This is a genomic window from Peribacillus kribbensis DSM 17871 (assembly GCF_000430765.1).
GTDB lineage: Bacteria > Bacillota > Bacilli > Bacillales > DSM-1321 > Paraperibacillus > Paraperibacillus kribbensis.
Genome location: NZ_AUMQ01000033.1, coordinates 1 through 13,435, shown reverse-complemented (window position 1 = coordinate 13,435; position 13,435 = coordinate 1). Strand labels below are relative to the sequence as shown.

Annotated in this window: 13 protein-coding genes; 11 read left to right on the top strand and 2 right to left on the bottom strand. The window is 46.5% G+C overall.

Annotated elements, in window-relative coordinates:
• Positions 1–37 precede the first annotated feature (37 nt).
• The 8 genes from H539_RS0105555 (at position 38) to H539_RS0105510 (ending at position 7,868) form a co-directional block, all read left to right on the top strand.
• Positions 38–2,107, top strand: coding sequence for a peptidoglycan D,D-transpeptidase FtsI family protein (locus tag H539_RS0105555; RefSeq protein ID WP_051348451.1), 2,070 nt, complete (start codon positions 38–40; stop codon positions 2,105–2,107).
• Positions 2,108–2,128: 21 nt separating this feature from the next.
• Positions 2,129–2,656, top strand: coding sequence for a signal peptidase I (gene lepB, locus H539_RS0105550; protein WP_026692711.1), 528 nt, complete (start codon positions 2,129–2,131; stop codon positions 2,654–2,656).
• 100 nt (positions 2,657–2,756) lie between these two features.
• Positions 2,757–3,011 (top strand): hypothetical protein, encoded by a 255-nt coding sequence (locus tag H539_RS0105545; protein ID WP_155889949.1) that lies wholly within the window; start codon positions 2,757–2,759, stop codon positions 3,009–3,011.
• Between the two features lie 36 nt (positions 3,012–3,047).
• Positions 3,048–3,521, top strand: coding sequence for a DUF2785 domain-containing protein (locus H539_RS0105540; RefSeq protein ID WP_026692709.1), 474 nt, complete (start codon positions 3,048–3,050; stop codon positions 3,519–3,521).
• 16 nt (positions 3,522–3,537) lie between these two features.
• Complete coding sequence (locus tag H539_RS0105535; protein ID WP_035321999.1) at positions 3,538–4,494, top strand: acetamidase/formamidase family protein; 957 nt, start codon at positions 3,538–3,540, stop codon at positions 4,492–4,494.
• Between the two features lie 61 nt (positions 4,495–4,555).
• The gene (locus H539_RS27820; RefSeq protein ID WP_051348450.1) at positions 4,556–5,155 is read left to right on the top strand and encodes a GNAT family N-acetyltransferase; all 600 of its coding nucleotides are present in this window, start codon (positions 4,556–4,558) and stop codon (positions 5,153–5,155) included.
• 644 nt (positions 5,156–5,799) lie between these two features.
• Complete coding sequence (locus tag H539_RS27815; RefSeq protein ID WP_051348449.1) at positions 5,800–6,672, top strand: phosphotransferase family protein; 873 nt, start codon at positions 5,800–5,802, stop codon at positions 6,670–6,672.
• A gap of 14 nt (positions 6,673–6,686) precedes the next feature.
• Positions 6,687–7,868 (top strand): MFS transporter, encoded by a 1,182-nt coding sequence (locus H539_RS0105510; RefSeq protein ID WP_035321975.1) that lies wholly within the window; start codon positions 6,687–6,689, stop codon positions 7,866–7,868.
• 194 nt (positions 7,869–8,062) lie between these two features.
• Here the strand turns inward: H539_RS0105510 and H539_RS0105505 are convergent, their stop codons facing one another.
• A complete protein-coding gene (locus H539_RS0105505) occupies positions 8,063–8,824 on the bottom strand; it encodes a class I SAM-dependent methyltransferase (protein WP_026692704.1) in 762 nt (253 codons plus the stop codon).
• Positions 8,825–9,138: 314 nt separating this feature from the next.
• On the opposite strand from H539_RS0105505, the gene H539_RS0105500 reads away from it, so the two are divergent.
• The 3 genes from H539_RS0105500 to H539_RS29995 all read left to right on the top strand — a co-directional run bounded on the left by H539_RS0105500 (position 9,139) and on the right by H539_RS29995 (position 12,869).
• Positions 9,139–9,702, top strand: a complete 564-nt coding sequence (locus H539_RS0105500) for a sigma-70 family RNA polymerase sigma factor (protein WP_245602133.1) — start codon at positions 9,139–9,141, stop codon at positions 9,700–9,702.
• On the top strand, positions 9,699–10,757 hold the full coding sequence (locus H539_RS0105495) for a DUF4030 domain-containing protein (protein WP_026692702.1): 1,059 nt from the start codon (positions 9,699–9,701) through the stop codon (positions 10,755–10,757). Before H539_RS0105500 ends, H539_RS0105495 begins: the two co-directional genes overlap by 4 nt.
• Positions 10,758–10,988: 231 nt before the next feature.
• Positions 10,989–12,869, top strand: coding sequence for a S8 family serine peptidase (locus H539_RS29995; protein WP_026692701.1), 1,881 nt, complete (start codon positions 10,989–10,991; stop codon positions 12,867–12,869).
• A 316-nt stretch (positions 12,870–13,185) separates the two neighbouring features.
• Here H539_RS29995 and H539_RS0105485 read toward each other — a convergent pair.
• The coding region (locus tag H539_RS0105485) for a transposase (protein ID WP_026692700.1) at positions 13,186–13,435 on the bottom strand (250 nt) is incomplete at its 5' end.

Below are 13,435 nucleotides of genomic sequence, written 5' to 3'. Positions count from 1 at the left end.
TGGGAAAGCATAAATCTAGCAGCATGGAGGCAGATGCATGGAGTTGGAAAAACCTAAAAAAGAGAAGAACCGTGTTTCTCTTCGCTTCAATCTATTATTTTTTGTCGTATTTCTGTTGTTTTCCGTGTTGGTTGTAAGGCTCGGGTTTCTGCAAATTGTATATGGTGAAGATTTCAAGCGTGAGGCAGAGCGTACGGAGGATGTGACGATCCAGAATCCGACCCCAAGGGGAGCGATCATGGACCGCAATGGAAAAAGCATTGTAGCCAATACGCCGCAGAATGCGATTACGTATACCAGGCCGCAGAATGCCAAGCCGAAGGAGATGCTGCAAATAGCTGAGACTCTTTCCGGAATGATTTATAAGGATACAAAAAAGGTGACCGAGCGTGACAAGAAGGATTACTGGATCCTGATCCATCCTAAGCTTGCAGCGAAAAAAATCACCGCTAAGGAACTGAAAAAGCTGGACAATAAAGAGCAGTACAAGCTTCAGCTTGACCGGATTACGCCGGAGGAGTTAAATACTCTCACCCCGCACGATCTTGAAGTGCTGGCGATCTACCGCCAGATGGCAGGCGGCTACGCTTTAACCACTCAGTTCATCAAGAATAAGAATGTTACAAACGAAGAATTTGCGAAGGTCAGCGAAAAGCTGGACGATCTTCCCGGTGTCAATACCACTACGGACTGGGAAAGGAAGTATATGACGGGGAATACCCTCAAGACCGTCCTTGGTGCGGTATCGACCACGGAGGAGGGACTGCCAAGCGAAGTGGCTGACAAGCTGGTCGCGCAGGGGTATAACCGGAACGACCGCGTAGGCAAGAGCTATATTGAGAAGGAATATGAGGATGTTCTTCAAGGCCAGCGGGAAAAAGTGAAGAACGTTACCTTTAAAGGAGCTACCGTCAGCTCCAGTGTCATCCAGGAAGGGAAAAAAGGGGATGATCTTGTCCTTACCATTGACATGGACCTTCAAAAAGAAGTGGACAAGATTGTTTCCGAGGAGCTTCTGAAGACGAAGAATACCTATGGAGATACGCCGTTTCTTGACCGTGCTTATGTCGTCATGATGGATCCTCATACAGGTGAAGTACTGGCGATGTCCGGGAAGCGGATTGTCCGGGATAAAAAGACAGGCAAACGGACCATTCAGGACGATGCCCTCGGAACCTTCAGCACGTCTTATACCGTTGGTTCCGTAGTCAAGGGTGCGACTGTGCTTACCGGGTACAAAACAGGCGCGATCAGCCCTGGAAACGTAGAAGTGGATGAGCCGATTGTCTTAAAGCATACCCCGGTGAAAAAATCCTACAGCACATTCGGTCCGATCAACGATCTGAAGGCACTGAGAGTATCATCCAACGTATACATGTTCAAAACAGCCATGAAGATCGGCGGAACTCATTATGTTCCGAATGGCAACCTGAACATCAAGCCTGGCACCTTCAGCAAAATGAGAAATTCATTTGCCGCATTTGGTCTCGGAGTGAAAACAGGGATCGACCTTCCGAACGAATCTGCGGGATTCCACAGCCCGGCGGATACGAATCCCGGCCTGATCCTCGACTTGGCCATCGGGCAGTATGATACCTATACACCGCTGCAGCTGGCACAGTATGTGTCTTCCATCGGGAACGGCGGATTCCGGGTCAAACCGCATCTTGTGAAACAGATCCGCGAGCCTGGCGATAAGAATGGCCAGCTGGGACCGGTCGTTGAGGATATAAAGCCGGTCGTACTGAACAAGCTTGATTTAAAACAGAGCTGGATTGAACGGGTGCAGGAAGGTTTCCGGGGCGTCATGCAGTCACCGGATGGAACCGGATATAAGACCTTCGGCAGTAAATCCTATCTGCCTGCAGGAAAAACCGGGACAGCCCAGGCATTCTATGATGGTCCGGACCGGAAAAAATACGGAAAAATGCCGCCTCCAACCTGGAATATCACCCTAGTCGGCTATGCTCCTTACAATAATCCTGAGGTAGCCATGAGCGTCGTGGTTCCATGGGCCTACCAGACGTCAGATACTGGTACAAACAAGAACATCGGAAGCAGGGTCATGGACGCTTATTTCGATTTGAAAAAGAAGAGGGGCCAGTAAATCCAGCGAGGAGGAATACCGTTGTCAGAATCCGCTAAAAAAGAGGTCTTATCCTGGACGAAGTCTGTGATCTTTGTCCTTGCGGTACTCTTGATCTGCCAGCAATTTTTCTTAGCTCCTGTCACCGTCAAAGGGGTGTCCATGGAGCCGACGTTCGAAAACAACAACAAGCTCATCGTGAACAAACTGGAAAAGGTGAATCGGTTTGACATGATTGTTTTTCATGCGCCCGATGCCGACAAGAACTATATCAAACGGGTAATCGGTCTTCCGGGGGATAAGATTGTGTTTAAGAATGACCATCTATACATCAACGGACAGTATTACAAGGAGCCTTACCTCGAAAAAGAGAAGGAGGAGCTGTATCTAGGCGGCCTCCTGACTGGAGATTTCGAGGCTGCTGTGCCCAAAGGCTGTATCTTTGTGATGGGAGATAACCGCAAGAACAGTTCGGATAGCCGTATCTTTGGCGCCATCAAAGAAGATTCTGTCATCGGCATCGTAGATTTTCGCTATTACCCGATCCAAAGCATGGGAAGTCCGGATTAGACACACATTTTATAATCACACCAAGAGAATCCCTTCTATTTGAAGGGATTTTTTTAAAAAGAAGAAATGAATCTTGCATCTGAAGGAAGCCTTAAAGAATATGAATTCAGAGAAACAGCCTCCCGAAGCCTGGCTGCTCGAGCAGATGCTTGCAAACATCGGTTCTGTGGACAGTGAGCTGAGGGACAGCCTCATCTATTCAACGTATTGCAAGCTGATGAAAGGCAATCATTTAACTACAGGACAGATGGAGAGTCTGTTTGACGCCTGTCTGGATGAAAACCGCCTGTTTTATAAAATAGGCGAGAAGGAAAGCGATTCCGTTTTTACCCGCTCATTCTCCAGTCTCTTTTGATCGCCCTGCTCTTTAGAAAAGATAAGGAAAAGCCCTGTGTTAGGAGCATCTGAGAAAAGCGCCTCCTATCTAATAGAAGAAAAAGATCCAAGAGGATATGTGGAGGGGAAAGGCCCCAGCATTGCACATGGAGCCGATATGCTGGCCAGTGCAATCAGCCATCCGTCATTCAGACTGGAACGGGCAGAACAATTCCTTACTGCAATTGGTGAATGTCTGCTTCATAAGGACGCCATTTACATAGACGGCGAAGATGAGCGGCTGCTCTATATTGTTCAGGAACTGATCAAAAAAGATCTGCCGGAGGAGCAGCTTTCAACTTGGGTGGGCAGCCTGATTTCATTTATTGATGAAAAAGAAAAAGAAGGCTATTCTTTAGAATCGTTCTATCTTCGTAAAAATGTATCCAATTTCTTAAAGGCTTTATACTTTAGGCTTTACTACCTGAAAATGGGATCGGAAGTCCAAAGGAACATTGAGGAGTTTTTACATAAGGGAATTTATGCTTGATAAACTGGAGGTGCCCATGTCTAGTATTCACTATCTAAATCCGAGTAAAGAATCTCTTCACGGTTTTTTCAGCCGTGAAATGGAAGCAGCCCTGACCATTGATCAGGGAGATACAGTCATTTTTAAAACTCTCGATGCATCCTGGGGGATGGAGCCTAGGAAGGCTCCGGGAGAAGCGAGGGTGAAATTCACAGACATCTCTCCGGAACGAAAGCCGAGCGGCTTCGGCCATTCCCTTGTAGGCCCTGTTTTTATTAAGGGAGCCGAGCCGGGGCGGGTTCTGGAAGTGAGAATTAATGAGATTGTGCCGGACGGATATGGCTGGACATCTGCCGGCGGTTTTCCAAGCTACTGGAACAAAAAACTTGGGTTTGATCAGGAGGAAGAGCTTACTCTCGACTTTAAACTGGATTCCACATTAATGGTAGGAGAAAGTTTGTTTGGAAACTTTCCGTACAGCGTCAAGCTGAACCCGTTCATGGGAATTATGGGAGTTGCTCCTGCAGAAAAAGGGGAGCACTCCACCTTGAAGCCTTCCTACTGGGGAGGGAATCTGGACTGCAAGGAACTCAGAGCGGGAAGCACCCTGTACCTGCCCATATCGGTGGAAGGCGGTCTTTTTTCAACAGGCGACGGTCATGCGGTCCAGGGAGACGGAGAGGTATCCGGTCCCGCGCTGGAATGCGGCATGGAACGGGTGAGCCTGACATTTAACATAAATGAAAATCTAAATATCAAGCGGCCGATTGCCAAAACCAATGAAGGCTGGCTTACCATGGCATTCCATGAAGATCTGGAAGAAGCCATGTGGCTCGCATTAAGCGATATGCTGGATTTTATGGCCTCGCTCTATGGCATTTCAAGAGTCGAAGCCTATGCGCTGGCAACCATGGCAGTTGATCTGCGTGTGACCCAGATTGTTAACGTCCGTAAAGGAGTCCATGCGTTTCTCCCTTTTGGGGCAGTTCGCTAAGAAAGATAGAAGGAGAAGAAACATGGTGCAATTTTTTTAAGGCTCGTATGAAGAAGGAGATTTGGACTTCCTCTATGAGAGCCTCTATCATAAGGATAACCGCTTCTGCACCGGATTAAAAAGAGTCTACAGCAGAGATTACCGGGCGGACTATTTAGCAAAGATCTCAAAGGACGAAAGCCGGATTTATCTAATGATTATCCATCAATCAACAGAAGAGCGAATCGGCAATGTCGAACTGAGCTACATCGACCTGCTGGGAGGGGCCTCCTACATTAGGATCCAAATATCCACGGACCGCTACCTCTCCAACTGCAACGGACCAGAAGCCATGAAACTGCTGCTGGAATACGGCTTTGGCGTCTACAATCTTCACCGCATCGAATTAGAAGTCCATTCCTACAACCCAAGAGCCATAAAAAGTATACGAAAAACTAGGCTTCAAAATCGAAGGAACCAAACGCAAAGCCATCTAATACAACCACCAGCACCACAACATCATCATCATGGGACTGCTTCAATCAGAATTCCGGAAAGCTTAGGTTATATAACAAAGACTGATTCAAAGAGCAGGGTTGTTCTTAGGGATCAGTCTTTTTTGCTGTCTATGGTGGTGCTGTGGGTTTGGGGCGGAGCAAAAAAACAATATAGATGCTGCTGAGGATAAGGTCCGGGCGGAGCAAAAACCATGGGTGTGTGAGCAAAACGAGGGTGTGCCCGAGCAAAAAGCCATTGTGCTGAGCAAAAAATCGATTATGCTGAGCAAAAATTCTTGGCGGAGCAAAAATGGGTTGGGTTTGAGCAAAAACCATAGGTGTGTGAGCAAAAAGGGGGGTGGGTCTGAGCAAAAACCATAGGTGTGTGAGCAAAAAGAGGGGGTGCCTGAGCAAAAAATCGTTTATGCTGAACAAAAATCCTTGGCGGAGCAATTCAGCAAAAGACATCGGCAGGTGAGCAAACCCCTAACCGGAATAATGCTAATCCCAAACCCGTCCGAACACCAAGACCCAAACCAACCTCCCCACAGTAATCGATCATAAATCCGGTAATATCGATCAGAAATTTAAAAAAATCGATCGTGATCCCAGAAATATCGAGCATGATCCTGAAAAAATCGAGCATCCACCCTTCAGATTCGATCATGCCCCTATAGCGATAAGGAAACAGTTCCACCTAGATTCCGGCCCAATCCCTAAATCATAAGTATATCTTATAACCAAAACTAATTTTTTCAACATTTACTAATAAAGCAGGCAGGCTTAGAATGGAGATGGAAAATAAATCCTGTATGAAGGGAGTTTTACTATGGAACTTCAGGGGTTGATGGCTTTGTTAACTAAGGTTTTGTGCGGGCAGTATGGCTGGGAAATGGAGGAGCTGCGGCTGGCGGGGAATGGTGTGGATAATGCGGTGTTCTTTTTGCAGGAGGGGGAACGGGGGAAGCTTGCTGTGCGGGTGCCTTCTGTGGATAAGAGCCGGGAGGAGTGGCGCTGGTCGCTGCAGAAGGAGCACGATTTGAATGTATTTTGTTCTTCGCTTGGCCTGCCTGTTCCCAGGGTTCATTTGCTGCATTTTGGCGAGGAGCTTGATTTTTTGGTGACGGAGTTTATTGAGGGAGATGGAGTTCCGGTTCCAGATACAGAGATCGGTGCCTTTGCCGGCAGGATACATGAGCTGCAGGTGGATGGTCTTGTGATATCCAATCAGGGAAATGAGAGAATGGAGAGTTATCTGGCAAGAAGGATTGAGCGGCGCATGGCGGCGTTAAAAAATCTTTTCCCGGAAGATGGATTTCTGCTGGAAAAAGATAAGCTTCAGGAAGTTTTGTCTCTAAACCGCTCTCCGCACTGCCTGCTTCATATGGATATCCGGCCTGTGAATTTAATCGGGAGAGAGGGGAAAGCAGCCGCGATCTTTGATTGGGATAATGCATTGATCGGACCGGCGGCGCTTGATATCATGCGGGTGCTGGAGCTGGGAGAGCTGGATGTAGGCGAATTTCTGAGGGGATATCCGAATCGGGATGTTTTAACCGGAACGCCCCGGGAGGTCCTGGCGCTATACCGGCTGGATACGGCACTTCTTATGACAGATCTCTTCCTATATGTATTGAAGGATCAAGCGAAAGGAGAATTTTATGCAGAGAGGGTACGGTTATTAAGGAAAGAAATACAGTGAGGGGTCAGCATGATATGGGTCGAAACAAGATTTTGTATCTGTTCGGGGCAGGCATCAGCGATTTTGGTGATGGCATACAGCAGATTGCGCTGTACTGGTATATGTATCATATGACGGGAAATGCCTTATCCATCGGCATTATGATTGCGATTTATTATTTGCCAAGTATTCTATTAACGCCTTTTTTGAGCGTGATTGTGGATTTCTATGATTCTAAGAAAATTACGGTCCTGACGGATTTGAGCAGGGGAGCCGTGGTTCTGGCAATGGCAGTCTGCTTGTATCTTCAAATTAGTGAACTGTATCTTATCTATTTATTTCAGTTTATGATTGCGGTCTTTTATACCATTTATAAGCCGGCATCCCAGAGCTTTATCAAACAGTCCTTTGAAAAGAAGGATCTGCCTTTTATCATCTCCAGATCCAATTCAGTGAATCAGACTCTTTATATTATAGGGACAGGCCTGTCAGGCGCCTTGATTTCTATATTTCCAATTTATCTTTTTTTCATTGTGAATGCTATCTCCTTCTGCGGGGCGGCCCTCTTGTACCGGCATGTGCAGAGGCTCGCGGATATTGCTCCTAAACAAAGGGGGCATGGCTATTGGAATGGCTTAAAAGAAGGCTTCCTGTATGTGAACCGGGAGCAGGGCATGAAATATTTATTGTTTTTATCCATTATTAATTCTATCGGTATCCAGCTCGCCATGACCATCATGCTTCCGTTTGCGGTCAGCCTCGGCGGAGGAAGCCGCCTTTATTCTTTTATGGAAATTGCCTTTACCGTCGGCGGTATTCTCGCAGGACTCAGAATGAATACACTCATAAAAAAGCAGAAAGAAACCATCGTTCTTTATACGATGGGCGGGATGTGTCTGACCTCCCTGCTGATCGGCTTTACCGGAAACTTCACCTTCACGATCATCCTGGTCTTTTTGTTCGGCTTATTTACCATGGGGCATCTCATTGCAGCACAGACCTTCATTCAAATTAAAACCTCATCAGACATGATCGGCCGGGTTACAGGAGTCCGGACTATCCTGGCTTCACTTGTCAAAATTTCTTCGTCTCTTGCAACAGGATCTTTAGTGGCAGCGGCCGGGCCTCATACTATTTTTCTTATGTTCTGCGGAATCCTGGTGCTCGTACTTCTCTTCTCTGGAAGGCTGAAAAAGCTTGAACTCGGATCTGTATAAATGAAGAGAGGCTGCCCTTGAAGACCTTAGTTTTATTTAATAACTATTATTAGGAAAACACAGCCGGCTTATGAACCCAATGATATTGTGGGATTAACAGATGGTGCTCTTGACCGCTTACAATTTTCATTCAGTATACCCACAAGTGCAGGATAAATAGGAGGAGCGTTTCTGCTCCTCCTTTCGTGCGGACTCTACACAGCTTCCGCTTTAATAACAAATCGGTGCTGCCTTGTATTAAAGAAGCCTGTATTTGAGATAGTCCTGTGAATCTGATACAGCCGGTCGATATGCTCTTCCGTATGGAATCCGGGCACCTGCCATGAAATGGCCTTTAAATAATACACTAAAGCACCTATATCGTAAAACCTTTGTATGGGAAAATGTTCCGAGTAATAGACAATTTTAAAGGAATTCTGGGTGAGCTGCTCCACGGCATGCTGCAAATTCCAATGGGAAAATTCCGGGTTGACCTGCACTCCGAGTGCTTCATTGATTTCCGAACAGTCCGCCCCGCCAACCTGCTGGGTGAGAAAAACTCCCTGATCGGCCACAATTCTCCGGACTTCAGCAGGAGAATAGGATTCATGGCGGTTCAGAATTAAATCAAAGCTCTTGTCCTGATAAGGAAGGCTGCTATCATCCGTAATATAGGATACCGTTACCCCGAGAGGTTCAAGCTTTCCCTTTGAAGCAGCTATATTTGGCTCATAGCCTTCAGTGGCTTGTGTATGCTCCGGGAGCGGTTTCATTCTTGATAAAAATTCTCCGCCGCCTGTTCCCATATCCAGCAGCGACTTTGCTTTCCGGACATGGCAGATGGCCATACTGCCGTAAGACCAGGGCAGAAGCTCGGTTTGGAATCGTCCGGTCTCTGATACATACGAAAAATCCCAGCCGGAAAATTCTTGTTTGGCATCCTCCAGCAGAAGCAAAAAGTCTTGATCATAGTTCATATGAATTCCTCCCTTTTCTCATTTTGGATTCCAATTCAAAAGGTCCATGGGGATGGGAGGCCCGCGAATTAGATAGCATTTTTATAGCATATCTGTGCCCCTTTCTTCATTGTCCTGCTAATGAATTATTCGCTGTGTTTCGGCAAAATCCTTCAGGAAATTTGCTGCCTCTTTCGATCTGGGGTGATGAAGGACTTTACCCGGTTTCGCCATCAGGATAACCATAGGGATATCGCAAAAAAAATAGTGAATGGAAAAACAGAACCATTTTCCATGTGGCTCCGTCTAACGTTTGTACAGAGGGGAGGATCTGGATGCAAGTGAAGAAAATGACAAAGCATTCATCTCCGGATGAAATCCATCATCTTCCGCGCGAAGAGCAGCTGGTCTGGCTTATGGGAGAGTATGGGGATATGATAATCAGGCTTGCTTTTACATATGTGAAACAAAAACAGGTGGCAGAGGACATTTCCCAGGAGGTTTTCATCAGCTGCTATCAAAGTTTGGATAGATTCGAAAACCGTTCTGCTTATAAGACCTGGCTGTATCGCATCACAGTCAATAAATGCAAGGACTACCTGGATTCCTGGTCATTTAAACATATCTTTTATAAAGACTTTTTCAGCTCTCTCCTGACAAAGGGGGCAGTTTTTACGGAAAATAAGCTTCTGGATCAGGAAAATAAAGAAGGTATTTTTAAGAAGGTTTTGGCCCTTCCCGTCAAGCTTCGTGAAGTCATCATCCTGCATTATTATGAGGAGCTTTCCATCAAAGAAATCGCCGGCCTGCTGAACCTGAATGCCAACACGGTGAAAACCAGGCTCCATAGAGGAAGGCAGCAGTTAAAAGGATTCTTTGAGGGAGGAGAGGCAGAATGAAAGAAAAGCTGAATTATCCGGATGCACTTGGAATTGCATTTGAAGAAAAACATAAGCAGGAGGTCCTGAAGGCGGTCAAGAATGATAATTTGGTTTATTTAAGGAGGCAGCCTTCCAGTGCCGGAAGGAAAACTCTTAGATATTCCATGATTTCAGCGGCCCTTTTGGTGATGAGCCTGACAGCCGTTTCTCTCTTTTCACCGGCCATGGGCAATGTGGCGGCTAAAATTCCTTATTTAAGCTCTTTCGTGAAGCAAAAGGAGCTTCAGGAGGAAATCACCAAGACAGTTATGGAGGCGGGCTCAAAGAAAGGATGGAGCCTGTATCCATCCAGCATATCGGTTGCTGACAAAAGAATGACCCTTGATATCTATGGGGAAGCGCATGAAATTGAACAAGCAAAGAAGACTGCAGCGCAAAGAGTCAATGAGGCGCTTGCAGCAAGAAAGTATGGAACCTACGACATTAAGGTGAAGCTTGTGGCGATCACTCCCCAGAATCCGCCTGTGGAAAGCGCGGAGGAGAAAGAATATCAGGAACAGAGCATAGAGGTGGAGAAGGAGGTCACGGCCTACCTGAAGGAAAATCACTATGAGACCCCGTTCCCGCCTCAGGTGAGGATCGATAAATTTGAGAATTATATGTATGTATCCATTGCCAAGACAGAGCATAGAGATGCGGAGCTGAAAGCGGCGCTTAAAAAGATGACGAGCCCATACGGCGAGTTTTACTTTGATATCCGCAAGTCCGATATGAAGGCCCGCGAACAGGAAATCCGCTGGGGAAATGCCGGAATCATTGATACCATTGTCCAGGGTCTCGTCGAAAATAAAGAATTCAAGATTAAGCATTTCTCCTATTCCTTCCATCCGCTTCCGCTGCAGATGAATCTGACCATAACGGTTTCTTCCAAAGATCCGGATGCAGAGAAGCTGGCTAAGCGAATAAAAGGCGAAATCAAGGCCTTTATCCTGGAAGATGTAAAGGCAAAGAGTGTACGGAATGATCCGTATGTTGTGAATATATACAGCAAAGATAAAAAGAAATTGAACTAAAGAGGAGTCTCCGGCCGAATGGGCCGGGGCTTTTTTTTCTTGCAGTTACCTTTGTAAGCAGTATAATGTGCTAAAGACGAAGTTTTACTAGATTCCTTTTCAGGGCAGTAGGTAAGAGGCTGAATAGGCTATTAAAAATAGGTCTTATCCCTGATGTTTTTCGCTGTCCGATTGGCGGATAATGATAGGATCATAAAAATATAGAGATTACTTCATAACCGGGAGGCAGACATGTTTAAAAACGTTCATAAGCTGGCAGCCCCAATGGCCCTTGCAGCAGCTCTTGTTTCCTTTGTTCCCCAGAATGTGCTGGCAGATGAGAACACTGCCCGTAAAGAAAAAACATTTTTTGCAGATAAAGAGATTCGGGTTTCAGAAAGCAAAACCCAAATATCAGATATACATAATCGCGAACTATTGATCAGCTCCAAAAGCTCCATTCAACCGTTCATAACTGAACATAACCTGACCAAAGTGAGGAGCTTTAAAAGCGGACAGAATTTGATCAGCATTGTGAAGGTTCCGGAGAAAGTGGATTACAGCCATATTCTAAAATCTGCAGCCAGTCTGCAGGGAGTTACGGCTGTGGAGCCGAACCGGATGAAAGAGCATTTATCTGTGAGTTCTGCTGAGGATCCTTATGTGAAGGAGCAGTGGTACCTGCAGAACACTGGGATTCTAAAGGCTTGGGGTACCTTTAATTTTACCCGGCCTGTGAAGGTAGCCGTCCTCGATACAGGGATCAACTTCAAGCATCAAGAGTTTTTAGGAGGGCAGATTCTTCCTGGATATGACTTTGTCAATAATGACGAAGATGCTTCAGATGATGCAGGACATGGAACAGAAGTGGCAGGTGTCATAGCGGCAAGTGCGAATAATTCTGCCGGGATTGCCGGAGTGGCCGCGAATATTCCAGGAATCAAAATTCTGCCTGTTAAAATTGGAAGCCCAAAAGGAGCGGAGGTTGCGGATGAAGTACGCGGCATTGATTATGCCATCAAGCAGGGAGCGGATATCATCAATATAAGCTTCGGCAGCCCTGAACCGAGCCAGGCGGAATATGACGCAATTCTTCGAGCATCAGCTGCGGGCATCCTGGTGGTGTCATCAGCAGGAAATGAAGGCCAGTACCGGATGCCAGTCTCATACCCGGCAGGATATCCTGAGGTCCTGAGTGTAGGATCGGTGAATTCTCAAAATAAAAGGTCTGTGTTCTCCAATACAGGCGAAGCTCTGGACCTTATGGCGCCCGGCGAAGGAATCGTCGTACCGACCATGCAGGGAGGGTACAACCACCGTGCCGCGGGAACCTCCTTCTCCGCTCCGATTGTCAGCGGAATGGGGGCCCTTCTGCTTTCGGCTGGAAACAGGCTTACTCCTTTTCAAATTGAATATCTGCTGGAAAGCTCATGCGTGAAGCTGCCCGGCTACACAGGCTGGAATACCAGCACGGGCTTTGGCGCCGTGAATCTGTTCAACGCCTTAAATACAGAATTGCCGAATATGGGCGGCGACTCGGGAAGTGTCAGAAAAACGGCCCGGATCCTGGCAGTGAATAAAAGCTTTACAGATAAGTACCAGCTGCCGAATGATGTGGACTGGTATGTGATAAAAGCGGCTAAATCCATGAAGGTGAAGGTGGATGTCAGCGCCATTCCAGGGATTGATCACATCGTGTGGTCCGACCGTGTCGTAAACGGAAAAATGGCGGAGGAACAACAGCATGATGCGAAGAATCTTGGAGGCGGCGAAAGCTTTACACTCAATGTGAAGCCCGGCAGCAACTACATCCAGATCTTTGAAGCGAACAGCCACTACTCCACGAGGCCGTATACCCTGAAGCTGACAGAGCTCGATACCACAGCACCTTGGGCACCATACGTATACGCCATCACCAGTAAATCGACTGTTATAAAAGGGAAATCTGAAAAAGGCGCCACCATCAGGATCACCTACGGAACCAAAACACTCCGTACCTTCAAGATCCCAAAAACAACAACAGCCTTCTCAGTCTCCATACCGAAACAACCGGCAGGCCGTGTCCTTTATCTCACAGCCACAGACGCAGCAGGCAACAAAAGTAAAGCCACCCGCATTACGGTTAAAAAGTAAGCGGATGACTCTTATAAGACACAAGAATGGACGTATGGATTGGCATACGTCTTTTTCTTATTGTCGTTTGGGGATCAGGTAAAGTGCCTGATCAGAAGTAAAGGGAAAAATTCCCCTTATTGACTCGAAAAATTAAAAAGTTGCTGTTTTTCAGAGTATAACGGTAACCTCCCCTTAATATAACCCTGAACGAGCTCCATGCGAGTCAAGTCCAGCATCTTGTGTAAAAATAATGTTCAATGTAAACCACTATGTTTATGAGGTTTTGGGAGGAGGAGGCTAGCCTCCTCCTCCCAAAACTTTTGGTGTACGTTTCCTAATTTGAAGTATGAAGATATTTTCGGCCGCCCAAGTCTAACGTATCAGCATAATCCATTAACACAGCTCCAATTAGGCGAAAAGCAGACTGATGATTTGGAAAGACACGGATTACCTGTTCGCGTCTTCGAATCTCAGAGTTCAATCTTTCCAATACATTAGTGGTGCGGAGATGTACATGGTAGTCAGCTGGTTCTCCATAGAATTGGGTGGCATCATCAAATCCTGCATCTAAAATAGACGAAGCT

Excerpts from the sequence above, each read along its gene's own strand:
- H539_RS0105555 (WP_051348451.1), top strand. The coding sequence starts at position 38 with ATGGAGTTGGAAAAACCTAAAAAAGAGAAGAACCGTGTTTCTCTTCGC.
- H539_RS0105545 (WP_155889949.1), top strand. The coding sequence starts at position 2,757 with ATGAATTCAGAGAAACAGCCTCCCGAAGCCTGGCTGCTCGAGCAGATG.
- H539_RS0105535 (WP_035321999.1), top strand. The coding sequence starts at position 3,538 with ATGTCTAGTATTCACTATCTAAATCCGAGTAAAGAATCTCTTCACGGT.
- H539_RS27815 (WP_051348449.1), top strand. The coding sequence starts at position 5,800 with ATGGAACTTCAGGGGTTGATGGCTTTGTTAACTAAGGTTTTGTGCGGG.
- H539_RS0105510 (WP_035321975.1), top strand. The coding sequence starts at position 6,687 with ATGGGTCGAAACAAGATTTTGTATCTGTTCGGGGCAGGCATCAGCGAT.
- H539_RS0105505 (WP_026692704.1), bottom strand. The coding sequence starts at position 8,824 with ATGAACTATGATCAAGACTTTTTGCTTCTGCTGGAGGATGCCAAACAA.
- H539_RS0105500 (WP_245602133.1), top strand. The coding sequence starts at position 9,139 with ATGCAAGTGAAGAAAATGACAAAGCATTCATCTCCGGATGAAATCCAT.
- H539_RS0105495 (WP_026692702.1), top strand. The coding sequence starts at position 9,699 with ATGAAAGAAAAGCTGAATTATCCGGATGCACTTGGAATTGCATTTGAA.
- H539_RS29995 (WP_026692701.1), top strand. The coding sequence starts at position 10,989 with ATGTTTAAAAACGTTCATAAGCTGGCAGCCCCAATGGCCCTTGCAGCA.